The 26240-nt window shown below is 46.3% G+C and carries 22 protein-coding genes; 21 read left to right on the forward strand and 1 reads right to left on the reverse strand.

The window, feature by feature from the left end:
- The first annotated feature begins 200 nt into the window (after window positions 1–200).
- The 16 genes from ACE3MZ_RS09585 to ACE3MZ_RS09660 all read left to right on the forward strand — a co-directional run bounded on the left by ACE3MZ_RS09585 (window position 201) and on the right by ACE3MZ_RS09660 (window position 20305).
- Window positions 201–455, forward strand: a complete 255-nt coding sequence (locus ACE3MZ_RS09585; protein ID WP_411346205.1) for a hypothetical protein — start codon at window positions 201–203, stop codon at window positions 453–455.
- Window positions 456–569: 114 nt separating this feature from the next.
- The gene (locus tag ACE3MZ_RS09590; RefSeq protein WP_411346206.1) at window positions 570–881 is read left to right on the forward strand and encodes a hypothetical protein; all 312 of its coding nucleotides are present in this window, start codon (window positions 570–572) and stop codon (window positions 879–881) included.
- A gap of 546 nt (window positions 882–1427) precedes the next feature.
- Window positions 1428–2420: a LacI family DNA-binding transcriptional regulator gene (locus ACE3MZ_RS09595; RefSeq protein ID WP_411346207.1), complete on the forward strand. Its 993-nt coding sequence runs from the start codon at window positions 1428–1430 to the stop codon at window positions 2418–2420.
- 16 nt (window positions 2421–2436) lie between these two features.
- Window positions 2437–3699 carry a sugar ABC transporter substrate-binding protein gene (locus ACE3MZ_RS09600; RefSeq protein WP_411346208.1) on the forward strand — a complete coding sequence of 421 codons (1263 nt, stop codon included), beginning with the start codon at window positions 2437–2439 and terminating at the stop codon, window positions 3697–3699.
- 229 nt (window positions 3700–3928) lie between these two features.
- On the forward strand, window positions 3929–5173 hold the full coding sequence (locus ACE3MZ_RS09605) for a sugar ABC transporter substrate-binding protein (RefSeq protein ID WP_411346209.1): 1245 nt from the start codon (window positions 3929–3931) through the stop codon (window positions 5171–5173).
- Between the two features lie 122 nt (window positions 5174–5295).
- Window positions 5296–6201 (forward strand): carbohydrate ABC transporter permease, encoded by a 906-nt coding sequence (locus tag ACE3MZ_RS09610; protein WP_411346210.1) that lies wholly within the window; start codon window positions 5296–5298, stop codon window positions 6199–6201.
- Between the two features lie 57 nt (window positions 6202–6258).
- On the forward strand, window positions 6259–7083 hold the full coding sequence (locus ACE3MZ_RS09615) for a carbohydrate ABC transporter permease (RefSeq protein ID WP_411346211.1): 825 nt from the start codon (window positions 6259–6261) through the stop codon (window positions 7081–7083).
- Window positions 7084–7171: 88 nt separating this feature from the next.
- Window positions 7172–9589, forward strand: coding sequence for a GH36-type glycosyl hydrolase domain-containing protein (locus ACE3MZ_RS09620; protein WP_411346212.1), 2418 nt, complete (start codon window positions 7172–7174; stop codon window positions 9587–9589).
- 162 nt (window positions 9590–9751) lie between these two features.
- A complete protein-coding gene (locus tag ACE3MZ_RS09625) occupies window positions 9752–10219 on the forward strand; it encodes a GNAT family N-acetyltransferase (RefSeq protein WP_411346213.1) in 468 nt (155 codons plus the stop codon).
- Window positions 10220–10869: 650 nt separating this feature from the next.
- A complete protein-coding gene (locus ACE3MZ_RS09630) occupies window positions 10870–13752 on the forward strand; it encodes a 2-oxoglutarate dehydrogenase E1 component (protein WP_411346214.1) in 2883 nt (960 codons plus the stop codon).
- Window positions 13753–13757: 5 nt separating this feature from the next.
- Window positions 13758–15026: a 2-oxoglutarate dehydrogenase complex dihydrolipoyllysine-residue succinyltransferase gene (odhB, locus tag ACE3MZ_RS09635; protein ID WP_411346215.1), complete on the forward strand. Its 1269-nt coding sequence runs from the start codon at window positions 13758–13760 to the stop codon at window positions 15024–15026.
- Window positions 15027–15128: 102 nt separating this feature from the next.
- The gene (locus tag ACE3MZ_RS09640) at window positions 15129–15674 is read left to right on the forward strand and encodes a GNAT family N-acetyltransferase (protein ID WP_411346216.1); all 546 of its coding nucleotides are present in this window, start codon (window positions 15129–15131) and stop codon (window positions 15672–15674) included.
- Window positions 15675–16126: 452 nt separating this feature from the next.
- Window positions 16127–17575 (forward strand): sugar porter family MFS transporter, encoded by a 1449-nt coding sequence (locus ACE3MZ_RS09645; RefSeq protein WP_411346217.1) that lies wholly within the window; start codon window positions 16127–16129, stop codon window positions 17573–17575.
- Window positions 17576–17943: 368 nt separating this feature from the next.
- Entirely contained in the window at window positions 17944–18903 is a 960-nt protein-coding gene (locus ACE3MZ_RS09650) for an aldo/keto reductase (RefSeq protein WP_411346218.1), read from the forward strand.
- A gap of 514 nt (window positions 18904–19417) precedes the next feature.
- A complete protein-coding gene (locus ACE3MZ_RS09655; protein WP_411346219.1) occupies window positions 19418–19798 on the forward strand; it encodes a DUF2809 domain-containing protein in 381 nt (126 codons plus the stop codon).
- Between the two features lie 24 nt (window positions 19799–19822).
- The gene (locus ACE3MZ_RS09660; RefSeq protein ID WP_411346220.1) at window positions 19823–20305 is read left to right on the forward strand and encodes a hypothetical protein; all 483 of its coding nucleotides are present in this window, start codon (window positions 19823–19825) and stop codon (window positions 20303–20305) included.
- A gap of 126 nt (window positions 20306–20431) precedes the next feature.
- Here ACE3MZ_RS09660 and ACE3MZ_RS09665 read toward each other — a convergent pair whose 3' ends face one another.
- Complete coding sequence (locus ACE3MZ_RS09665) at window positions 20432–20917, reverse strand: CYTH domain-containing protein (RefSeq protein WP_411346221.1); 486 nt, start codon at window positions 20915–20917, stop codon at window positions 20432–20434.
- 169 nt (window positions 20918–21086) lie between these two features.
- Here ACE3MZ_RS09665 and ACE3MZ_RS09670 point away from each other — a divergent pair, with 169 nt between their 5' ends.
- From ACE3MZ_RS09670 to ACE3MZ_RS09690, 5 genes are all read left to right on the forward strand, one after another.
- Window positions 21087–21548, forward strand: coding sequence for a DIP1984 family protein (locus tag ACE3MZ_RS09670; protein ID WP_411346222.1), 462 nt, complete (start codon window positions 21087–21089; stop codon window positions 21546–21548).
- 296 nt (window positions 21549–21844) lie between these two features.
- On the forward strand, window positions 21845–22408 hold the full coding sequence (locus tag ACE3MZ_RS09675) for a nitroreductase (protein ID WP_411346223.1): 564 nt from the start codon (window positions 21845–21847) through the stop codon (window positions 22406–22408).
- A 238-nt stretch (window positions 22409–22646) separates the two neighbouring features.
- Window positions 22647–22985: a TIGR04104 family putative zinc finger protein gene (locus ACE3MZ_RS09680; RefSeq protein WP_411346224.1), complete on the forward strand. Its 339-nt coding sequence runs from the start codon at window positions 22647–22649 to the stop codon at window positions 22983–22985.
- A 276-nt stretch (window positions 22986–23261) separates the two neighbouring features.
- Window positions 23262–24971 carry a 23S rRNA (uracil(1939)-C(5))-methyltransferase RlmD gene (gene rlmD / locus ACE3MZ_RS09685; RefSeq protein ID WP_411346225.1) on the forward strand — a complete coding sequence of 570 codons (1710 nt, stop codon included), beginning with the start codon at window positions 23262–23264 and terminating at the stop codon, window positions 24969–24971.
- Between the two features lie 224 nt (window positions 24972–25195).
- Entirely contained in the window at window positions 25196–26197 is a 1002-nt protein-coding gene (locus tag ACE3MZ_RS09690) for a phosphotransferase enzyme family protein (protein ID WP_411346226.1), read from the forward strand.
- Window positions 26198–26240 lie beyond the last annotated feature (43 nt).

A 26240-nucleotide genomic window follows, 5' to 3' on the forward strand; every position in this document is an offset into this window, starting at 1 on the left:
ACAACGCATGTATCTGTCGATTCATTACAGATCATCACGTTTGGCTCATACTAGTTAAGTAGGGCGGTTTTTGTTTGATGGGACGTAAATGTCAACTTCCTGTTTCATTTCCAATTGTAGAGGTAAAAGAACAGTAATACGGTTCGCCGGCAATGCCGGATATGCAGCAACAAGCCGAATCCGCAAAGGAGATGGGAAACATGACAGAACCGCGTAAAAATGACAAAGTACAAAATCAGGCAGGCAAGCGCGACAATGCCGAACAGTATCCAACTGAAAATGAAAGTTTATTTGATCGCTTCGAGTCAGAGCAAACGGTCGATTCAATTCCGGTAGAGGATCTGAAGCTGGAACGTAAGGAAGAAAAGGATGGCGAAGCGACCAAACGTTCTTCTTCGAGTCAGAATGCGTATCCTGAAGGCGATTCCAAAGACGATTCAGATATTGTCCGCTGATCGTACAGCATTTACAATCATAACAGTAGCATAGATAAGGAACAGTGATGCCCGTTGGGAGCAGCTGTTCCTTTTCACGGGTTGGTACAGCCGGGAAAGGTGATACGAACGCATATGGCATTTGGAATCAACAGAACACAATTGAATGACTGGAAGCGACAAGTAGAGGCGGGCAAGATCGCCTTTTTGACGCATTACTGGATTGATGAACGATTTCCGGGGATACGTACGGTCACCAAAGTGGGCTGTAACGATCTTCAACGGTTACGGGAATGGTGTCAATCGTATGGGCTAAATCCGCGTTATATTCATCATCGGGATCGGTATCCGCATTTTGATCTGCTTGGACGTGAACAAGTACGCATTTTGCAGGCAGAAGGATTGCAGGATCATATTGATCATTTTCGATTGATGGAACGAGGGTGATGTGTTTTTGGGATAGATCGTGCCGTAATGGGAATTGATGATGCCAAGCGGCAGCGATAGATCCATGTTGTACTATATTCGACAGTATATGTATTAGATTCAGCGTGTTTCATCCATTTATTTACATACAATGATCAGGATAATCCATTACGATTAGCAATGAACAGCTAGATATATCCGACCCGCAATAGTATCATTTCCGCATGACACCGCCATGTAATCCTCTGTTTCAGGAAACATGCTTCGACAAAATAACAAAAATTTTTCAAAACCAGTTGAAATCGGTTACACGCAGCGCTATAATATCGTTGTAGAAACGTTTCGACAAATGAACGGAATTTCAAATTCTGTTTAGCAGCCGCCATCATGACTATTTTTGAAGTCGATAAGGGTAAATTTGTTGTTTTGAGCCAAAAATCACAAATTAAAAGTTGCTTTCGCTATCTAAAACTGTATTTTCCAAATAAATACAGAAGTGCATTTTAGTCTTAAATCGAAACGTTTCGATATGTTGAAACCATTTTCAAGGAACAGGGGTGAGCAGAGATGGGGGCAACGATCAAAGACGTAGCCGCTCTGGCGGGTGTGGCGGTATCGACAGCGTCTTATGCGCTGAATGGAATTGGCCGTGTAAGTTCAAAGACGCGAGGCAGGGTGCTGGAAGCTGCCCGTGAGTTGAATTATCAGAAGAACGGAATTGCTTCCGATCTGAAGCGCTCCCGCACCAATACGATTGCTTTGCTGCTGAGTGATTTGTCCGGTCCGTATTATTCCAGTCTGATCAAGGGTGTACAGGAAGTTAGCCTGAACAATGGCTATGACCTGATTGCTTGCAGTTCCATTGGAGGGGATACATCGACAGCGGTGAAGTTCATCAAGGAGAAACGGGTAGACGGAGCGATTATTCTCGCTCATAACATTCCAGATCGAACGATTATGGAATCGGCACGGGAAGGCTTCCCAATCGTCATGCTAGATCGCCGGTTGGAGCATGAGAGCCTCTGTTATGTAGAAGCTGATCATGAGAAGGGTGGCTTACTTGCTACCAATTATTTGATTGAGAGCGGTCATCGTCGTATCGCGTTTGTATCTGGCCCGGCTAGCAGCAAGCATAATAAGGATCGGTACAATGGATTCTCGCAGGCGATGCAGCAGCATGGATTAACGATCGAGCCGCGCTGGAATCTGGTTGGTAACTTTACGGAGGAAGGCGGCTATCGTGCAGTCAAGCTGATGATTGCACAGGGCGATCTACCGGAGGCGGTATTTTTCGCTAACGATGAGATGGCACTGGGTGGCATCACCGCTCTGAATGAGGCAGGCATCCGGGTGCCGGAAGATATCTCGGTGGTCGGCTTCGATGATATTGTTCAGGCTCGTTTCCTAACACCTGCACTGACAACGGTACGGCAGCCAGATTATGAGGTCGGCGCGCTCGCTGTGCATCTGATTTTCCAGATTTTAAAAGGAGAATCGGTTGCCAAGCATTACACACTAGATACTGAACTCGTCATTCGTGGCACTGTCCGAATGAACTAAAAAAGAGGTGTACCTGATGAAAACATGGTGGAAACCGGCGGTATCGGGTCTGCTGATCTTTTCCTTCCTGCTTGCTGGATGTTCTGGCGGTCAGGAGCAGACCACAACCTCCGAAGGCAAACGGATACTGAAAGTATGGGGCATGGGTGCTGAAGGTACGGCACTGGCACAGATGGCACCGGATTTTGAAGCGAAGAACCCGGACATCAAGGTGGAAGTGCAGTCCATTCCATGGGATAACGCACATGACAAGCTGCTGACAGCGGTCGCTTCGCAAAGTGGACCGGATATAGTACAGATGGGAATGAGCTGGATTCCGGAATTTGCCGATGCTGGCGCTTTACAAGATCTGACTTCCTATGTGGAAAAATATCCGAATTTGAAAGCGGATCATTATTTTGAGGGTGCCCGTACTAAGATGACTTACAATGACAAATTGGTCGGTATTCCTTGGTACATTGATACACGCGTATTGTTCTACCGCAAGGATCTATTGCAGCAGGTTGGCTATAATAAAGCTCCTCAAACATGGGATGAGCTAAAAGATGCAGCGACCAAGCTGGCTGCACGCGGGAATGGCAATTACGGCATCCTACTGGATAGTAAGGATCAGCTGTTTACTCTTCCTTTTGCATGGGAGAATGGCAGTGAAGTGATTAACAGCAACAACCAGGCACAGTTGAACCAGCCTCCTTATGTGGAGACGATTCAATATTTAAGTAGCTTTTTCAAAGAAGGCATTGCTCCAACCCAGAGTGATATGCAGTTGATTCCGTCGTTCGGTGAAGGCATTCTGCCTATGTTTATTAGCGGTCCATGGACTGTGAACCAGATCAAAACCGAATTGCCGGAACTGAAGCCAGATCAATGGGGAACGGCAGTCATTCCTGCCAAAGAGCAGGGTGGTGAAAGCGCATCCGTACTCGGTGGTTCGAATCTGTCCGTATTCAGCAGTTCCAAGAACACCGAAGATGCTGTGAAGTTCATCTCGTATTTGAACGATCCGGCGACTCAGGTGAAATGGTATGAGCTGACTCAGGATTTGCCATCCACTACCAAAGCATGGGATGACAAAGCATTTCAGGACAGCCCGAATATCCAGACGTTCCGTACCCAGATGGATACGGCGCGCTCCACACCATCGGTCAAAGAATGGGAAACGATTGCGAAGCAAATTTCCGACGCATTTGACCAGATTGTTGTCGGCGGCGAGGATATTCAGACCCAATTGGATCAATTGAATGAGCAAGCTGATTCTACGCTTCAAAGTGGCAATTAAACCTGTCGTCCTGTCACACTGCACCAGATGCAACTGATTGAAAAGGGGGGTCTGATGCTCTGTAGTCGTCATGGACGCAGGCATCGACCACAGCAAGTAAGGATTATCGTTTGATTCTGTGTACCGGCGAAGATTTTGCCGTACGTCCTGATTCCGCGCTTATTCGTAATCCGAACGGCATCTTTGCTGTAATTTTTCATCCAAATATAAATAAAGAGGTGGCCCACGAATGGCTAAATTATGGAAATCCACGATTGTATGTATGCTCGTATTTTCACTCATACTGGCTGGATGCGGTAAAGAAGAGACAACAACCGCGGATGGAAAACGGATTTTGAAAGTGTGGGGCATGGGCGGTGAAGGTGGCTCGTTGCCGGATATGGTTGCAGCTTTTGAAAAAGCAAACCCGGATATCGATGTACAGGTACAGCAGATTCCTTGGGATTCAGCGCATGACAAGTTGCTGACCGCAGTCGCTTCCAAAAATGGTCCTGACGTAATCCAAATGGGGATGACCTGGATTCCCGAGTTTGCCAATGCAGGTGCATTGCTGGATCTGACTTCCTATGTGGATCAGTATCCGAACCTGAAACAAGAGAACTTCTTTGAAGGCGCACGTGAAACGATGACATACGACAACAAGCTGATCGCGATCCCATGGTATATGGAAACTCGCGTCCTGTACTATCGTACGGACTTGCTCAAAGAAGTAGGCTACGATCAGGCACCTAAAACCTGGGATGAGCTGAAAGATGCAGCCGACAAACTCGCAGCACGCGGCAACGGCAACTACGGTATTCTGTTGGACAACCAGGATGCGGCATTCACACTGCCATTTGCTTGGGAAAACGGTAGTGAAGTAATCAGTAGCGATAACAAAGCACAATTCAACCAACAGCCTTATATCGAAGCCGTACAATATCTGACCAGCTTCTACAAAGACGGTGCAGCTCCAACGCAGAGCGATATGCAGCTGTTGCCAGCTTTCGGTCAAGGTATTATCCCGATGTTCTTCAGCGGTCCGTGGTCGATTAACCAGATTCACGAAACGGTGCCACAAATCGATGGCAAATGGGCGACAGCAGTCATTCCTGCCAAAGAAGAAGGCGGCAAAAGCGCATCTGTACTGGGCGGTTCCAACTGGAGCGTATTCAGTAGTGCAGCGAACAAAGACGATGCTGTGAAATTCGTATCGTTCATGAGTGACCCTGCGAACCAGATTGAATACTACAAACTGTCCAAAGACCTTCCGTCCACGCTGAAAGCATGGGATGACAAAGCACTCGATGGCGAGCAAATCAGCACATTCCGTGATCAAATGGAAACATCTCGTCCTTCTCCATTTGTACCACAATGGGAAGCAGTTGGTCAGCTGATCAAAGCAGCACTGCAACAAATTGTCGTTGGTGGCACAGATGTGAATACACAAATGGAAGATCTTAATACACAAGCAGACGCCTTACTGCAAAAGTAAGCTGTATCGTTACAACGTGCATGAAGCAATTTAAGGTACAGAACGACGCTCCCGTGCTGTGAATGCAGCCGGGAGATGCCGTTCCACCGGAAGACCATCTTCCGTAAAGGAGGGAACAGAATATGCAAAAGGCCTGGCAGTCGTTGGCGAAGTACAAGTATCCGTACCTGTTCATTGCGCCGACGTTAATCATTCTTTTTATTTTCTCATTTATACCGATTCTGGTTGCTGTGTTTATCAGCTTTACCAATATGAATCTGGCAGGGCTGGCTGACTGGTCCAACATTGAGTTCAATGGTGTACAGAACTTTGTCCAGTTGTTCGGTGATGCGGTATTCCGCAAATCCATGTTCAATACGCTGATCTATGTCGTGGTAGGCGTTCCGCTTGTCGTTATCGTTTCGATGGCGATTGCGATTCTGATCAATCAGGGTACGAGCTGGATTTTCAAAACGTTTCGCGTCATTTACTACATGCCTTCCATTACGAATATCGTAGCGATTGCCGTAATCTGGGGCTATCTGTACAACTCCCAGTACGGTCTGATCAACCATATGCTCGAAGCGGTTGGTATCTCGCCAGTACGCTGGCTGCAAGACCCGACAATTGCCAAGTTTTCCTTGATCATTATGGCGGTGTGGAAAGCGATTGGTCTGAACATGATCATCTTCCTGGCAGCATTGCAGGGCATTCCGCGTACGTATTATGAAGCGGCACAGATTGACGGTGCTAGCCGCTGGCAACAGCTGATGCGTATTACGGTTCCGCTGCTTGGATTCGCGACATTCTTCGTATCGATCACCACGCTGATCGGTTGGATTCAATTCTTCGAAGAACCGCTCGTTATGACGAAGGGTGATCCGCTCAATGGAACAACCTCGATGGCGCTGTTTATTTACCAGACGGGCTTCCAACGCAGTGATTTCGGTTATGCAGCAGCAGGTTCAATCGTGTTGTTCGTTATCATTATCTTAGTCACTCTTGTTCAATTCAAAGCACGCAAAAAAGACAGCGATGTCGAATATTGATATCCGAACAGCCTGAATGAGCTGATGCCGGAGCACACTGTGAGAGGAGGTTCCGTTATGGATCTTCGCATAAAACCTGTTTATAAAGGCATTATCGTTGTCGCTCTGCTGATCGGTGCGATCGCCATGTGTATTCCTTTTGTATGGATGATCCTGTCATCGTTCAAGCCGGAGAGTGAGGTTACATCGCTAACCCCGAGCTTCTGGCCGCAAGCGCCAACGCTGCACAACTTTGAACGATTGTTTACGGAAATGAACTTCCAGAAATATCTGGTCAATACGTTAATCATCGTATTCTTCTCGTTTATTGGACTATTCCTCAATGCGGCAGCCGGTTATGCGTTTGCCAAGTTCCAATTTCCGGGTCGTAACGTACTGTACTATCTCGTACTTGGTACGATGATGATTCCATCCCAGGTAACGATGATTCCGGTCTACCTGATTTTGAACGAAATGCATCTGACCAATACAATGGCGGGGATTGTTCTGCCAGGTATGGTAAACGCATTTGGTATTTTCTTATTCCGTCAGTTTATGACGAGTATTCCGAACGATCTGATCGAGGCATCGCGTCTGGATGGAGCGGGTGAGATTCGTACCTTCTTCCAGCTGATTATTCCGATTGCCAAACCGATCTTTGCGGTACAAGGAATTCTGACCTTTATCGGCGGCTGGAATAGCTTCCTGTGGCCGTTGATCGTAGCGAACGACGAGAGTCTGTATACGTTGTCCGTCGGTCTGCAATTGCTGAAAGGTCAATATGGTGGTGACTTTGCTATCCAAATGGCAGGCGCATCGTTTATGGTCATCCCGATTCTGATTATTTTCATTTTCGCACAGCGTCACATTATTGAAGGCTATACCATTTCTGGTATGAAATAAGAGTCATAACAATGCAATGCGATTGTTCGCAATAACGAACACCCACCTACAGAGATACAGAAATTTATACACTACGGAGGGATTCAGTATGTCTACTGTACAAAACCAGCAAAACCAAGTACCAAGCGATGCACTTTTCCAAAATGAATATGGCTATTTCACTGCCAACGGGCGCGAATATGTCATCACGAACCCGCGCACGCCGCGTCCGTGGAGCAACATTATTAGTAACGGTGATTACTCCTTTATGGTGTCTCAGGCAGGCGGCGGCGCATCATGGCGCGGCAATGCCGGTCAGAACCGGATTACTCGCTTATTTCAAGATGTGATCAAAGATTCATGGGGCAAATTCGTATACTTGCGCGATCGCAATTCTGGACAGTACTGGTCAGCAGCGTGGAAGCCAGTTATGGCAGAGTTTGAAGAATATGAAGTACGCCATGGTATCGGTTATAGCGTATTCACCCAGCAGGTAAACGGAATCCGCAGCGAAATGACTGTATTCGTTGCACCGGATGCACCTTTGGAATTAATAAAGTTAAAAATTACCAATAACAGCGAACAGACGCGCGAGTTAGATGCGACAACATATTTTGAATGGGCGCCGGGCTTTGCACCGGATGAACATCGCGAATTCCACAAAATCTTTATGAATTCCGAATACCGCGACGATCTGAACGCGATTCAATTGGAAAAATACCTGTGGGGCTTCCCAGATGAGAAAGGACGCAGCAACAATGTGAGCTGGCCGTACACCGCTTTCCACGCAGCTAGTGAAAAGCCATCCTCATATGATGCGGACAAAGAGTCATTTGTCGGCATGTACGGTGAGGAAGCTCGTCCGCAGGCGATGCAGGATCAAGAATTGGCTGGTCATACCGGACGCTTTGGCGACGCAGCTGCTTCATTGCGTGTAGCCTTTAAGTTGGAGCCGGGCACATCTCATACGGTTGTATTCACCATTGGTGCCGCGGAGCACGAGAAGGAAGACGCCGCCGCATTGATCAAAGAATACACAAGCGTGGAAGCAGCGGATCGTACGCTGGCAAGAGTGCATGAATTCTGGAGTGAATTGATCGATCAGGAAGAGATTCAGACGCCGGATCCAGCGATGAATATTATGACCAACGTCTGGTTGAAATATCAATCCATCTCCTGCCGCCTATGGGGCAAAACGGCTTATTATCAAGTGAGTGCCGGCTACGGTTATCGTGACCAATTGCAGGATTCCCAAATCTTCCTGACCAGCAAACCGGAATTGATGCGCAAGCAGATTCTGATGCATGCATCTCAGCAATTCCAAGAAGGGGATGTACTGCACTGGTGGTTCACGATCAAAGGCGGCGGTCCGCGTACACGTTGTTCCGATGACCTGTTATGGCTGCCGTTCATTCTCGATCCGTATCTGAAGGAAACACAGGATTACGATATTCTCGACGAAGTAACGCCGTTCCTCGATGGCGGCGAAGCGACGGTATACGAGCACTGCAAACGTGCCATTGAGAAGACGTTCAAACGTTTCAGCCCGCGCGGTGTACCGCTGATGGGTGAGCATGACTGGAACGATGGGCTGAGTGCCATCGGTTACGATTGGAAAGGCGAAAGCTTCTGGGTCGGTGAGTTCTTGTACATGATTCTGGGCAGCTTTGCTCCTGTTGCTGCGAAACGTGGCGATCAAGCATTTGCCGATAAAATGCTGGACGTACAAAGCAGTCTGAAAAAGGCGCTTAACGATCATGGCTGGGATGGCGAATGGTATCTGCAAGCGACTACCGATGACGGTCTCAAAGTCGGTTCCAAAGAAAACGAAGAAGGTCAAATCTTCCTCAACCCGCAAATTTGGGCGGTCATTTCCGGTGTAGCGGACGAGGAGCGTGGTCAGCAGGCGATGGAGAGCGTGAGCAAGCATCTGCTGCGTGATTACGGCTCACTGCTGCTATATCCGGCTTATACCAAAGTTCGCCGTGATATCGGCTATATCACACGCTATGCACCGGGTCTGCGTGAAAATGGCGGTGTCTATACACATGCTGCAACATGGGCGGTCTGGGCATACACACTGGCTGGTCAACCGGAAAAAGCATACGAAGCGTACAGCAAAATCTGTCCGCCAAACCGTTCCCACGAGCCAAACAGCTATGTTGGCGAACCGTATGTAACACCGGGTAACTCCGACGGTCCGATTTCGCCAAACTACGGTCGTGGCGGCTGGACATGGTATACCGGTTCTTCCCAATGGCTGCAACGTATGGCAACCAACTGGATTCTGGGCGTGCGCGCAGAGAATGAAGGTCTGTTGATCGATCCGAGCATTCCATCCGAATGGCCGGAATTCAGCTACCGTCGTAATTTCCGCGGTGCTACTTACCTGATCCATGTGGATAACAGCGCAGGCGTATCTCGCGGTGTGAAGTCCATTACTGTAGATGGCAAGATCATTGAAGGCAATATTCTGCCTGATTTCCAAGATGGCAAAGAGCATGAAGTGAAAGTGGTATTGGGGTAAACGTGAACGTATGATCTGGTGCGAAAAAGCATGGCTATGAAGAAAGGTAGCCATGCTTTTTTCGTTTTGTCTGCGATGCTGACGATGTATTGTTCAAATGCGAAGGAATGTACTATAATTTCAAAAAGCAATCTGGATATAGAGGAGAAGTGAAGCGGGACGATGACATGGCAAATTAAGCATTTTAACGAATTGAGTACGGCGGAGTTGTATTGCATTTTGAAGGAGCGAACGGATATTTTTGTAGTAGAACAGAATTGTCCGTATCCAGAAGTGGATGGTAAGGATGTGCATTGTTATCATCTGTTGAAATGGGAAGGTGAGCAGATTGTAGCGTATGCGCGTCTGCTGCCGCCGGGTATCGCGTACAAGCAAGCATCGATTGGGCGAGTGATCGTACGAGCGTCTCATCGAGGGCAGGGGCTGGCAGGAGAGTTATTTGCACGCGCGATTGATTATATTCAGCAGCAATTACACGAAACCGAGATCAAGATCCAAGCACAACAATATTTATGCAAATTTTATGGGTCTTATGGATTCGAGCCGATTTCGGAATCGTATCTGGAGGACGGTATTCCGCATGTGGATATGCTGCTGACGAAGCGGCTGGAGCCATTGTCCGCGTTATAGCATTATTTGTACCTTATGATAAAAATGCTTTTTCCTATTGTCATACAGCAACAAGCCGCTCATCGCATTCTCAATGAGCGGCTTGTTGTTGCATAAGCGATATATTACTGAACTTCCTTTCCTTCAAACCATAGACACAAACATCATCCATATGACAAAAATAACGAACACAGACACAATTTCGCCTTATCCAAAACAAGCTATTCAAAATACGACCACCACTGTAAATATAAACATAGTGCTGTAACTGGTTAGATTTGGACAAAATAGCTAAAAATTAAAATTGGAAATTCGTAACTCACTGGTGTAGAATGGGAAATGTAAACAGGATCACAGCAGAAGCAAGGGGGCATGAACAGCTCAGTATTACTTCGAAATATGCTCAATGTTACGGACAAATGGTAGACGAACGATTTGTTAAAATTGGTTTTTTTTGTACAGCACTCAAATTCCGTGATAATCGGGCTAAAAAACCCAAATTATTCTTTATGTACACCAAAGAAAACGTTTTCTTAATGCAGGGTCGCTTTTCCTCGCTTATGGTCCCATTTTAGGCTATTCTGTGATTAATAAGATAGAGGTATAATGAAAAGTGTTGCAATTCCGTCACAAAAATATTCACAAAAAATTCAAGACGGAGGGAATCCTCGATGACAATCGACGAATCGAACAGACCATCGTTATGGCAATCGTATTATGGACCCAATCTGGGGTACGTACAAGAGCAGTATGAAAAGTACAAACAAGATCCTAATTCTGTAGAAGAAGGATACCGTGAGCTTTTTGAACGTCATGGGGAACCAGTTGCTCCGGCAACGTCCATCTCTGACACAGCAGGTGAAAGTGGGACAAGTGCGCCGGGCAAAGTAGACACCAATCTGTTAAAGAAAGCGGTTGCAGCAGAACGGCTGGTATGGAACATCCGTACATACGGGCATCTGGCAGCAGATATTGATCCGCTTGGACTCAGCACGCCATCTGATGTGCGTTTGCTTGATCCAGAGCAGTACGGTCTCGGTCAGCGCGATCTGGCGCAGCTTCCTGCATCATTGATCTGGGAAAATGCACCGGACGAAGCAAGAGACGGCTGGGAAGCGATTCAGATTTTGCGCAAAAAGTATACCGGTCCGCTGGCATACGAATTTGCACATGTGCATGATGAGCAGGAGCGTAACTGGCTGAACCGTCAAGTAGAAACGAACTCTGCTTCGCAAACCCTTACCAACGAAGAACGTGTGGAGCTGCTGCATCGTCTCGTGGAAGTGGAACAATTTGAAGAATTCCTGCACAAAACATTTGTAGGACAAAAGCGTTTTTCCATTGAAGGAAATGACGCGCTCGTACCGATGTTGGATACGATCGTGCGCATCGCTGCGCGTGGTGGCGCTCGCCACGTATTGATGGGTATGGCTCACCGTGGTCGTTTGAATGTACTGGCACATGTGTTGAACAAACCATACGCCAAAATTTTCTCTGAATTCCATCATTCCCCGAACAAAGATATGATTCCATCGGAAGGCTCGATGGGCATTAACTTTGGCTGGACGGGGGATGTTAAATACCATCTGGGTGCACGTTATTCACTGACTGGCGACAATCAGAGCTACGACACCCGCCTGACACTGGCGAATAACCCGAGTCACTTGGAATACGTGAATCCGGTTGTGGAAGGCTTTACACGCGCGGCGCAAGATGATCGCAGTGAGAAGGGCTATCCGCGTCAGGACAAGGACAAAGCGGCAGCGATCATTATGCACGGTGATGCAGCATTTGCTGGTGAAGGTATTGTAGCGGAGACGCTGAACTTCAACCAGCTGCCGGGCTTCCAAAACGGTGGTACCATTCACATCATCGTCAACAACCGTCTCGGATTCACGACCGACAGCAAGGATTCTCGTTCTACGCATTATGCGAGTGACCTGGCAAAAGGATATGAGATTCCAGTCGTACACGTGAATGCGGATGATCCAGAAGCTTGTATTCGTGCAGCGGAGCTGGCAATGCAATACCGCAGCCTGTTTAAAAAGGATTTCCTGATCGATCTGATCGGGTATCGCCGTTACGGTCACAACGAAGCGGATGATCCAGAAACAACTCAACCGCTCATGTATGGCAAAGTGAAAAACCATCTGCGCGTTGCTTCTATTTATGGCAAACGTCTAGCTGAGCGCAGTGTTACGCAAACGGATAAATACGAAGATTTCAAAAACGAAGTACAAGATCAATTGAAAAACATCTACGATGAAGTGAAACAGAATGAAACGCAAAGTGCATTTGGACCAGTGAATCCGGCAGGCGAAGGCGCAACCAAAGCGTCCAACCAAACTGCTATCGCTGCACCGTTATTGAATCAGATCAATGAAGGGCTATTGACTTGGCCGGAAAACTTCAGCGTGTATCCAAAACTGCAACGTATTCTGGAACGTCGTCGTAATGCGCTGACTCCAGAAGGTCGCGTCGATTGGGGCCATGCGGAGACACTGGCGTTTGCATCCATTCTGGCAGAAGGCAAGCCGATTCGTATTACGGGTCAGGATGCGGAGCGTGCAACCTTTGCACACCGTAACTTGGTACTGCATGACGCGAAGACAGGCGAAGAATTCTGCCCGCTGCATCGCTTACCTGAAGCCAAGGCATCATTTGCCATTCATAACAGTCCGCTGTCTGAAGCAGCTGTGATCGGTTTTGAATACGGCTACAATGTGTATGCACCGGAGACGCTGGTCATCTGGGAAGCTCAATACGGCGACTTCGTGAATGCTGGTCAAGTATTGATCGACCAATTCATCTCGGCTGGACGCAGCAAATGGACACAGAAATCGAGTCTTGTGATGCTGCTGCCACACGGTTATGAAGGTATGGGACCGGAGCACTCTAGCGCACGTCCAGAGCGTTTCTTGCAGCTGGCGGCTGAAGAGAACTTTACGATTGCCAATCTGACATCTGCTTCCCAATACTTCCATCTGCTGCGCCGTCAAGCGCTGAGCACGGAAACGGAGGAAGCGCGTCCACTTGTCGTTGTAGCGCCGAAAAGTCTGATCCGTAACCAGCGTGTAACGGTTCCTGCTGCTGAGCTAAGCGAAGGTAGCTTCCGTCCGATTCTGGAACAAGCGGGTCTAGGTGGCAACAAAGATGCAGTGGAACGTGTACTCTTATGTACTGGTAAAGTAGCAATTGACCTTGAAGAAGCGCTGGAGAAGGAAAAAGATACCGATTTCTCCTGGTTGCATATTATTCGTGTGGAGCAGCTGTATCCGTTCCCGCAAGAAGAAATCACGAGCGTACTGTCCGGCTTCAAAAACCTGCAAGAAATCATCTGGGTACAGGAAGAACCGCAAAACATGGGGTACTGGACGTATACCGATTCCCGATTGCGTGCGTTGTCTAACGGCGTTGAAGTTAGCTATATCGGTCGTCCGGAACGTTCCAGCCCGGCAAGCGGCTACCAGCACGTTCACGCAGTTGAACAACAACGCATCCTGACATCAGCACTCAAACCAAATTCGTTGAAAAACATATCCCTTGGGAGGTAACAGCTGTGAGTGAAATTAAAGTACCGGAAATGGGCGAATCAATCACCGAAGGAACCGTATCAAAATGGGTTGTGAAAGAAGGGGATACGGTCAGCCAGGGCGATGTTCTGTTGGAACTGGAAACGGACAAAGTCAATCTGGAAATCAGTGCCGAAGAAGATGGCGTGATTGAATCGATCACACGTCAGGAAGGCGATACCGTTCAAGTCGGCGAATCAGTCGGTGTGATCGGCGCGGGTACAGGCGCTCCTAAAGCACCGGAAGCGCCACCAGCCAAACCGGAAGCACCTGCTGCACCAGCTAACGAGCAAGCTCGTGAGCCCAAAACAGATCTGGCTGCGGCAGCAGCGGCAGGCAAACCAGACAGCGATACGATCGCTACACCGGCAGCACGCAAGCTGGCACGTGAGCGCGGCATCGATCTGAACGCGGTACAGGGCAATGACCCAATCGGACGCGTGAAGCATGATGATGTACGCAAGCATGACGACAAGCCTACGAACCTCGGTGCACCGCCAAGCAAACCAGCTCCACCAGCGCCAAAAGCACCAGCAGCGGATAGCAATCCGGCGAAACCAGCAGATGTTGTACCAATGTCGCGTCGTCGTCGTACGATTGCGAATCGTCTCGTAGAAGCACAGCACAATGCTGCGATGTTGACCACATTTAACGAAGTGGATATGACTGCCATTCTCGATGTGCGCAAACGCCGCAAAGACAAATTCAAAGAAAAACATGATGTCGGTCTCGGCTTTATGTCCTTCTTTACCAAAGCAGTTGTCGGTGCGCTGAAAGCTTATCCGATGGTTAACTCCGAAATCAATGGTGAAGATGTTATTATCAAAAAATACTACGATATCGGTATTGCCGTATCTGCGAAGGAAGGTCTGGTGGTACCAGTCGTTCGCGATGCAGATCGTCTGGGCTTCGCCGGTATTGAAAAAGAAATCGCCAGCCTCGCGTCCAAAGCGCGCAATAACAGCCTGGCATTGTCCGAGCTGCAAGGCGGTACATTTACGATCACTAACGGTGGTGTATTCGGTTCCTTGCTGTCTACACCAATCTTGAACGCGCCACAGGTCGGTATTCTGGGTATGCACAAAATCCAGCTTCGTCCGATTGCGATTGACGAGACACGTATGGAAAACCGTCCGATGATGTATATCGCGCTGTCGTATGATCACCGGATCATCGATGGTAGTGAAGCGGTAAGCTTCCTGGTAAAAGTAAAAGAATTGCTGGAAGATCCAGAAACACTGTTGATCGAAGGCTAATGGAGCATATGGCAACATAACATCCCTATGATCTACAAAAGAGCTTCCTCCATTGGGGAAGCTCTTTTTGTTCCTATATTGATGGAAACGAGGAATTCTACTATGCTGATTAGCGAGCAAGTATACGATATCAAAGGATTAAATTATGTCATTCGCTGCGCCCAACCGGAAGATGCAGATCATCTGGCAGAAGTACGTCTACAAATTGACGGCGAAACAGAAAATATGGATCGTCGTCGTGGTGAAGCCTACATGGACCCCGAGGGCTTCGCTGCCTTGATCCAAAGTGATCAGGACAATCCCACCAATCTGTTTCTAGTGGCAGAAGCGAATGAGCGTATTGTTGGCTACTCTCGTTGCGAGGGAAGCCCGCTTAGCCGAATGGCACACAAGGTGGAATTTGGCGTTGGTGTGATTCGCGATTACTGGGGACATGGAATCGGTAGACAACTGTTAGATCGTTCAGTAGCTTGGTCCGATGAAGCTGGTATTCAAAAGATGACGCTTCATGTGATCGAAACGAATGTAAAAGCAATCGATATGTACAAAAAAGTAGGCTTTGAGATTGAAGGTGTCTTAAAGCGAGATCGCTTGCTCACGGATGGCAATTATTACAACACCATTGCAATGGGACGGTTTAGATTGTAATCCTAGGGCTGGTTACGTTGCACCCAAAGAATTGAATATACAAGAAGAAGTAAATATACAAGTAGCCGCATGATACATTCATGCGGCTACTTGTATATGAGCAGGTAGTACGAAATGCGAAGACGGCAAGCAAGGTATGATTAGAACTATGCTAGACTGGTTATATTTACACATAGATGATTGCTGATGAGTATATTTGAAATGATATAATGGGTAAATCTATCATCACATAATCAAAATATATTCATTTGCAGGAAAAAGCAGTTTGGCGGAAGATCCATCAGTTGTCGGGAGAATAGATTCGATAGAACAAGCATAACTATCTATTCAGGCAATTGACGAGTAGCCGCTAATGTTTTTATACTTCCACTGACAGGCTAATGCAGCGCTTGACGTCTTCAATTGTTGTTGTCATTGCCGTGTTGGTACATACAGAAAACAGGAGTGGTTTGATGAGTACGATTCAAAATGAACAAAACGATGAAGCAAGTCGCAAGGCATTTCTACGCAAAGTTATTCTCATTTCCACACTTGGCGGTTTGTTGTTCGGTTACGATACAGGCGTGATCAACGGTGCACTGCCGTTCATGTCTGCCAAAGATCAGCTAAACCTGACATCGTTAACGGAAGGTATGGTAACAAGTTCTCTGCTCTTAGGAGCTGCATTCGGCGCTGTATTCGGCGGTCGACTTGCGGATGCGATTGGTCGCAGACAAAGTATTCGCTATCTGGCTGTATTATTTTTCTGTGCAACCATTGGATCGGCACTGGCGCCCAATGTCCCGATTATGGTCGTCTGTCGCTTGATTCTCGGTCTGGCTGTTGGTGGTGCATCGGTTACCGTACCGTCGTATCTGGCAGAGATTGCCCCTGCGAGTCAACGCGGCGGTATCGTCACACGGAATGAGCTGATGATTGTTAGCGGTCAGCTGCTCGCTTTTATCTTCAATGCCATTCTCGGCACTACACTTGGTCACAACGGTCATATCTGGCGTTATATGCTGGCGATGGCGGCGATTCCAGCAGTGTTCCTGTTTATCGGTATGTTCCGTGTACCGGAAAGCCCGCGCTGGCTCGTTACGCAGGATGAACATAAACGTGCATTTGGGATTTTGAAACGGATGCGGAGTATCAAACAGGCAAAACGCGAATTGAACGAAATCAAAACCAATGCAGAAGCGCAAGAAGAGACAGAACAGGCAAGTTTCCGCGATCTGGCTACGCCATGGATTCGCCGGATCGTCCTGATTGGTATCGGAATCGGAGTTGTACAACAGATTACGGGTGTAAACTCCATCATGTATTATGGTACAGAAATTTTACGTGAGTCCGGTTTCGGAACCAATGCGGCGCTTATCGGGAATATCGCGAATGGCGTCATCTCGGTGGCAGCAACTTTCCTGGGCATGTGGCTTGTCGGTCGTGTCGGTCGTCGTCCGATGCTGATTACAGGTCTTGCCGGTACGACAACAGCATTGCTGTTGATCGCGATCTTTTCCAACATGCTGGCTGGTACAGCAGCTCTGCCATACGTCATTCTAGGATTGACCGTCACATTCCTCGCCTTCCAACAAGGTGCAGTATCGCCAGTAACTTGGTTGATGTTGTCTGAAGTATTCCCGCAACGTTTACGCGGCTTCGGTATGGGAATCAGTGTATTTTGTAGCTGGATGGTTAACTTTTCGGTTGGATTGCTGTTCCCGATCTTGACAGGTAGTATTGGACTATCGTGGACATTTTATGTGTTTGTGGTGCTAGGTGTAGGTGCTCTCGGCTTTATTATCAAGTTCCTACCTGAAACAAGAGGGCTGACACTGGAGCAAGTGGAACAGAAATTCCGTTCATTTGGCAAAGATGCAGATGCTTCGGTTACAAATACGTCAGGCGGTAATCCTGCGTGAAAAGGCTAAAAATATCAGATTCGAAAAGATAAGTGTAACGGATTCACACCAGATTATTGTAGCTTATACCAAAGTAAGGGCATATATCAAATAGATACGTGTCCATACTAGTAAATAACCGATAAGGAACAATCCCTATGTCCTGACAGCATAGTCGATTGTTCCTTTTTGATATGTTTAGCGAAAAAGTAACAAGGGTATTAAAAGTTACAGCTTGCGTAGCGTTTATCCATTAAGATATCTGATCCGTTTCCGAATGTACGCATTCAACTTCATCATAATGAAACAGGAATCATAACGCGGATCATACAATGATAGACGACGTGAGTCAAACTATATCGTGCAGGACGGAAAGGAGATTGTACAGAATGAGACAGCAAGTACGTATTGGCACCACAGATCTGCTCGTAACACCGATTGGACTTGGAACAAATAAGGTTGGCGGTCATAATCTGTTCCCCAACCTGAATGACGAAGATGGTAAACATATCGTTCGTGAAGCGCTGGATCTGGGCATTAATTTCCTAGATACTGCTTATATTTATGGTCCTGAGCATTCGGAGCGCTTGATTGGCGAAGTACTTAAGGAAACCGGCAAGCGCGACAGTGTTGTACTCGCAACCAAAGGTGCACATAAGATCGGCGAAGATGGTCAGACGACAATTGATAATTCGCCCGCATTTCTGCGTTCGCAGGTGGAGAATAGTTTGAAGCGTCTGCAAACCGATCATATTGATCTCTATTATATTCATTTCCCAGATGAGCACACGCCAAAAGACGAAGCCATCGGCGAATTGAAAAAGCTGAAAGAAGAGGGCAAAATCCGCTCTATCGGCGTATCGAACTTCTCCTTGAAACAGCTCAAAGAAGCGAATATTCATGGCGATGTAGATGTGCTGCAATCCAATTACAATTTGCTGGAACGCGAAGTGGAGCAGGAATACTTCCCATATCTGATCCAAAACAAAATATCATTTGTTCCTTACTTCCCATTGGCATCTGGTCTGCTGGGTGGTAAATATAACAAGGATACGCAGCTAAGCGATAGTCAGAAGAAAAAGCCGCTGTTCCAGGACGGCAATTATGAGAAAAATCTAGCTAAAATCGAGCACTTGCATCAGATTGCTAAAGAGCTGAATACCGAAGTAGCCAATGTGGTACTCGCCTGGTATCTAACTCGTGCACCGATTGATGTCGTCATTCCAGGTACCAAAGATACACGTCAACTGCATAACAACCTGAAGACACTGGATGTGCAGTTATCTCCGCAACATATTCAACATATTGACGAAGTATTCGCACTACAGCAACAGGGTGCAAGCAAGTAATATGCGTCTAGATTGAAGACGAAATCGTTCGTATTTGTAGCCATCAATTCACCAATCAGATCAATGCGCTTCCCTATACAAATGACTACGAGCGATAGGAATAGTGGAGTCGGCGAAGAACCTTAACAGGTTCCGCCGACTTTTCCTGTGTCTATTTTGGCTCTTTTCAAACGATCTATCACTATATTTATAATTTCAATACATGAAAAATTCATAATAGTAATATGCTCGTACTTTGTTCCCTTATTCGAATCTCACTTTACGAACGGGTATAATGAGAAAAGTAACAGTAAAAAAAGTGTCCAACTATATTTCGATACACATATCATGCATATGAATTCCTTCTATTAAATAATAAAACAAGTAAAGCAAAACGGTAGGTGACTATAGCATGAATAATCCTGATTCACATTTCAGAAGTAATCAGCAATCGAATCTTCATCAACATTCGTCTTCATTTTGCCAAAGGAATCATCGCCAATTACGTTATTATCCTAACAATAACAAATGGCGTATGATCTATAGTATAACTACTCTGCTAACAATGTTGCTCGGTTTGGCATCGCGTCGGTATGATCATATACTGCCAACATGGCTGGCAGAACAAATAGGAGATGCGTTATGGGCAGGCATGATCTACTGGGGGTTACGTGTATTGACCGTACCGCGCAGTGCAATCTTTTCATTGCTAGGAGCCTTGCTATTGAGCTATGGAATAGAATGCAGTCAGTTGTATCAAGCAGATTGGATCAATGATATTCGCGCTACGACAATTGGCGCACTGGTGTTAGGACACGGATTTCTGGTAGCTGATTTGTTTCGTTATACCGTAGGCGTACTTTGTATGTACATAATGAATGTTCTCATCATGAAGAAGCAATGTATTCCATTCTGAATCCATCGACAGACAGGAGATTATATGATGACACGAAGACCGGATTTTGATAATGACAATAACGAAGACGTTCCCGATCCCATGCAGCAACAACCTGACGGTGCGCGCCGTCAAGGGTTGGCAGCTATGCCACCACCGCAACTACAACATGAACTCGATGGAGAGCAAGGATCGTTTATTTTAAAATTACGAGTCGATCTGTGCTGGGAACCACAGCATGTGCTAACATTGCTGAAGCAAATGTACGAATACATCATCTCTGTTGAAAATGCCGCTCAATTGAATCGCAAGACAGCAGGTGAATTGTGGTTCGTCATTCATTTTATTCAAAATTGGTCATCCCATGAAGCGTTCCGACATGCCAATCCGTATCCAGACGATTACTATCGCGATGTGTATGAACTACTATTCATGCTGGGCGATTGGTATTTTACCGGCGAATGTCCGTATACGAACCCCGGCTCCATGCTGGATGAGATTCGCAGTCTGGAACAAGGAAATGGATAATACTTTTGCAAGGTCAAGATGGTTACTGCATGATAGTGATTGCAGTAGCCATCTTTTAGATTAGCAATAGTGGAACCAATAATGAATATATTGCTTGAGGTAATGATGATAGATGTTTAACTACACTTAGTTGTGGTGCTGTTGAATCTGTTCCCATAGCTGACTGTTTACATATTGCGATTGCCCGGTAACATCTTCGCCAAACCAGTCAGGTGCGGTGTAGGCATGAAATTGCTCTTCACTGTCAAATTCAATCTCAATAGTAATAAGCCCTTGCTGCACGGTATTGTGGTAAATATCCAGATCGTACGCATGACCATCCCATTTTACTTTATGCCGTGTTTTCTTCAAGGGAATGACGTGTAAGCGTGAAGTCAATTGCTCGTACAGTTCGCTGCCGATCTGAAATTCCGTTTCATCGCGGGAGATGCCGGAACCTGCTTTATGAGTCATGGTAAAGGTTTCTTCGCCGTTACTGAGTAGTCGGCGCACACGCAGCGATTCGTTCTCGGTAGAAGCAAGATACGTCTGATCAATCTCCTGTGTACGTGCAATAGTTAGATCATCTGGATAGCCGGTAAGTAAATATTTGCGTTCAATTTCCTTAGCCATAGTCAATATAAACCTCCTGTAAAGTGAAAATGAAATTGCTAGCATACGTGGTGCCATTGCAGAGAATCGTATTCACTGATTTGCAATGTACCATTAGGTGTAACTATAATACTATACAATTCTAACTTTGCCGAATAATGAATATACATATAAGGATGAGGTGATTCGCTTGAGATTGGCAGAAGCATTGATTGTACGATCCGATATACAGAAACGTGTAGAACAGGTCAAATCGCGATTGAATTTGAATGCAAAGATTCAAGAGGGCGAACAACCTGCGGAGCAGCCAGCCGAACTGTTGCGTGAATTGCAGGAACTGCTGTATCAGCTCGGTTCGTTGATTCGCCGGATCAATCGAACGAATGCACAGACGGCGTTTGACGATCAACGCACACTAGCAGATGCGCTGACAGACCGGGATATATTATCCCTGCATCGCAATGCGCTATCGGAGCTGATCCAATCGGCGAGCGTACGACAGGATCGGTTTACGCGTTCTGAGATCAAATTCCTTTCTACGGTCGATATTGCTGCGCTTCAGCGACAAGTCGATCAACTTGCCAAAGACTATCGTCAACTGGATACACGTGTGCAGGAGTTGAACTGGTTAACTGATGTGTTAGAGGAATAATCGATCTCTTCCGTAAGCAGGTAGCGACCCACAATGAAGCGAGCACGAACCGCCAACTGGTCAAGTTGGAACTTGAAGGGGGATGCGGGGCAATCCCGGGGTGCAAATCCCCATGTACAACTAAGCCTTGTAAAGTGACAAGCGTACACATCACACATACGATTTACTACCGTGTGCTGGTCATTGGGATCGTGAGGGCGGGTTTGGGGTTTTACGGAAGATTAGAGATTTGTTCGCAATTGGTGTACAATACATAATAGGTATTCATTGAGAATGATTATCAAGGAGGAATATCCATGTCTATATCTGAAACAATTCGTAATCGTCGCTCGGTTGGTAAAGTGAAACCCGATGCAATTGCACATGAGCAGATCAAACAGATTCTGGAAGCAGGCATCTGGGCACCGAATCATCGTTTGACGGAACCTTGGAAGTTTTTCGTATTGGAAGGAGACGGTCGGTATAAACTGGGCGATGCTCTTGCTAATGTCGCTCGTGCTCAAGGTGCAGACGACGAGAAAGCCGCTTCTGCTCGCAGCAAAGTGGAGCGTGCGCCGATCATTATCGCTGTAGCCGTAGAGCCAGTCGATAACGCTAAGATTATTGAACTGGAAGAATACGGTGCCGTCTTTGCAGCGATTCAGAATATGCTGCTAGAGATTCACGAGCTGGGTCTTGGCGCTGTATGGAGAAGTGGTGAGCCTTGTTATCACCAAGAAATGAATAAAGCTTTCGGTCTGAGCGAAACAGGCAAAATGCTTGGCTTTATTTACCTAGGCGTACCGGAACGTACTGATCTGACTAGCAAACGTACACCATTTGCCGAGAAAACCGAATGGATTAGCGAATATAACGGTTGATTTCAAGCACGAGGGTACAGAAAAAAGTACAATTCCACAATCATATTAAATGTAAATTAGAACATATCGAAACAGGCGGTCACCTACAATGGTGACTGCCTGTTTTTTCAAAAAAATGATCAGAAAAGTTTACGTTATAAGTGCACTACTTATACATACCTAGATACCATTCTTCTAAGCATGCAAGTGTATCCGATACATCCATCTATGATAAAATATAGATAAAAGGAGGAGTTATATGAAACTTCATCTACCAACATGCCCGAACTGCCATCATCAGTATACATGGAAAGAATCTTGGAAGCTGGCATATGACGAAGGACCATTGGATCGACCTGTCTACACACGAATGTGTCTGAAATGCTATGCCGATCTGTATCCGACTAGCAAAGCACGAACACGTGTATTTGTGATTGCGATAAGTATACAATTCCTACTCTTCTTTATTCTACTCATCTGTCATGCGTCGAATGCCATCTTATTGTCTTTGCCCATCATTTATGGCATCACAGTGTATACGATTCGTCCGTTCACTTACCGGTATCAGCAATACGACGAACCATTGTTCCGACTGTAAATGCAATGCTATGTAGCCAGACTCATATAGCGGTAGGCAAGTCTCTAATCAATCCAAATCAATTTGCCAACGAGTTCATACTAACCAGCTATGATTGTACTGCGTATACATACGTTCATAAGAATCCACATGGAACCAAGCAACGGGAAACAGAGCAAATAGCGATTGTAGCTATTCTATTCCATCCAAATAACAATCTCTGGTTAACCCGCGCCGCCGTTTATGGTAAGATGGGACACGACAATATTCCATGAAACGGAACGGAGAATTAGCATCATGACAGATAAGCAGCGCTCCAGCAAAGGGAGCCTTAACCATAAACCACAATCTCAATCGCCCGCACAGAGCAAATCTCGTAAACCCAACCCATCGTCCGGAAGCAATCCCAACTCCAAAGCGGTGCATTCCACCAATCGCTCTAACACCAATGCACCGCGTTCGGAAAAAAGTACATCCCAGTCCCGCCAACCTTCTGGTAGCGGTAAGCCTAAGTCACAACCGTTTACCAAAAAGAAGCCAAACCATAAACCAGCTGACAGCAACCAGCGACAACCAAGTACATTTACGCAGTCTAAAAATAAATCTGTTACCAAGCCGGTTAACCGCGACAATGCCGAGGAACTACGCGCTGGCGACAAAATCGTAGTTACAATCAAACGTCTTGGTATCAATGGCGAAGGCGTAGGCTATTACCGCCGCAAAGCAGTCTTTATCGAAGGTGCACTGCCAGATGAAGTGATCAAAGCGAGCGTTACCGAAACGCAGCCCAAATTCATCAAAGCGACGGTTACTGGCATCGAGAAAAGATCCAAACAACGCGTCGAGCCACCATGCCCGGTGTTCAACGTATGTGGCGGTTGTCAGATCCAGCATCTGTCCTATAAAGGTCAGTTGCAGGCAAAGACGGACATTGTACGCGAAGCGTTTAACCGCTACACCGAACTTGGGCAGGTGAAAATCAAGCCTATGCTTGGTATGGAGCATCCGTGGGCATACCGCAACAAAGCGCAGCTGCAAACTGGACGTGATAAGCAGGAGCATGTGATTGCAGGGCTGTACGAAATGAACAGCCACGATATCGTCGACATCAGCGGCTGCCCTATCCAGCATCCGAAAGTGAATAGTACAATCGAAACAGTCAAAGCTGCCCTGGAAGAACTACAAATCCCTCTGCACAAAGACAGCGGTGCACGCGATGGCGTTCGTACGATTGTGGTACGGTATGGATTTCAGTCCAATCAACTGCAAATTACATTGATTACGACCAGCACGCGTCTGCCGCGTCAGGATGATCTGATTCGTAACCTGCGTCTGGCATTGCCGGAAATGACCGGAATCTCGATCAACGTCAACAACAAGAAAACGTCGCTGATCTTCGGCGATCATACCGCCACATTGTGGGGTCAGGATACGATGTTAGAATCGCTCGGCGATCTGGAATTTGCTCTGTCACCGCGAGCCTTTTTCCAATTGAATCCACAGCAGACAGTAAAATTGTACGAATCCGTTCGCGCTGCTGCTGGACTAACAGGCAAAGAAACGGTGGTTGATGCTTACTGTGGTACGGGCACGATTGGACTGTGGCTTGCTCCATATGCGAAAGAAGTGCACGGTATCGAAACGATTGCCGAAGCTGTCGAGGATGCAAGGCAAAATGCCAGTCGTAACGGACGCGACAATGCTACATTCCATGTTGGTAAAGCGGAAGAACTGCTGCCGCGTTGGGTGAAAAAAGGACTGACTCCTGACGTCATCATCGCCGATCCGCCGCGAACAGGGCTGGATCGTCAGTTTCTGGATACGGTGCTGAGAACAAAGCCGAAGCGGATGGTGTATGTATCATGTAATGCGTCAACACTGGCAAAGGATTGCAAAGTGCTGCTGGATGGTGGGTATGAAATTCAGTGGGTACAGCCGGTGGATATGTTCCCACAGACGAGTCATGTGGAAGCTGTGACGTTGTTGGTTAGAAGTAATAAAGAATAAAGAGACGAAGAGCCGAGAATGTACAAAGAGTCCTCGTATCTTCGTCATTCGCTTATGCTTGGTATGAATTCAAATGCACATGTTGGGAATAGAATAAAGGAAACAAACAAGATCCATCTGATGTTGTATATGAGGGATCTTGTTTGTGTATGTACGATAATAAATACCAGCTAAAAGCATATGCAAGATGTTTATGTTACAACATTACCAATTAGGAGGATGCAATGAATCCAATCGAAATCCTGCAAACAGCTTTAAAAGACTATACATTGGATTTAACGAATCTGAAAATCGTAAAAGAACTGCATTCGAGCAACTGGCATGGCGATTTGCATTTCCAGATTTATATTGATCATAGATATTATGCTGCAAGATTTGTTGGTACTCAGCGATATGAAACAGATGCTTTTATAAAGCTGTCCGACGAAGTATTACATGAGCAAATGAGGTTTTGCAACTTTCTAATCGATGCAGAAATTCCCTTTATGAAGCCAGTAGCAACAATACACGGAGATTTTTTTGTGGTTGTAGCTATAGGTGGGGAAATATGGCGATTTTTGCTTTTTGAATGGATGGAAGGACAGCATATTACCCATGGGGATACAGCTGTTTCGCGAGCGTTTGGTGTATTTACACGCAAGTTATATCATGTATCTACTGCATTCGAAACGAGTCGTTTTCCAAGGCAGTCTCATGTGCAGGGGTATACGGAATTTTACAATAAAATGATTCAGTGTGCTGATGCACATGTACTGTTAACGAATGAGTTATTAAAAAAGTATATGCATCAGGTGGAGTATCATTTGGAACAGGCGAGCACGCATGTGTATGAATTCATTGTTCAATCTGATCTTAATCCGTTAAATATTCTTTGGGATGATCATAAGCAGATTACAGGCATCGTTGATTTTGAATCGATTACGTATACGGATCGATTGGAAGGATTGGCTTGGTTGATCAAATGGTATTCCAGAATAGATGGAATCGGTGCGCACATGATGTCACCTGTGCTAGCGCAATCTTTCTTACAAGGATATGGTGCTGATAACATGCTCACTTCAAATGATCGACTACGATTGCGATCGTTGACATGGTTAACGGGTTGTTTGAATTGGAATTTTACGCAAAAGACGCTAGAATTAATAAAGACAGAGCAAGAGGATATGTTAAAGGTACATCTGACTCATTACAGCAAACGTGGGGAACAATTGCTTGCCTTAATATGATGCTTTAATCTTTAACATAAAATATAGTCTGATCGAAAAAGGA

Origin of the sequence: Paenibacillus sp. WLX1005, assembly GCF_046603685.1 — a bacterium.
Taxonomy (GTDB): domain Bacteria; phylum Bacillota; class Bacilli; order Paenibacillales; family Paenibacillaceae; genus Saccharibacillus.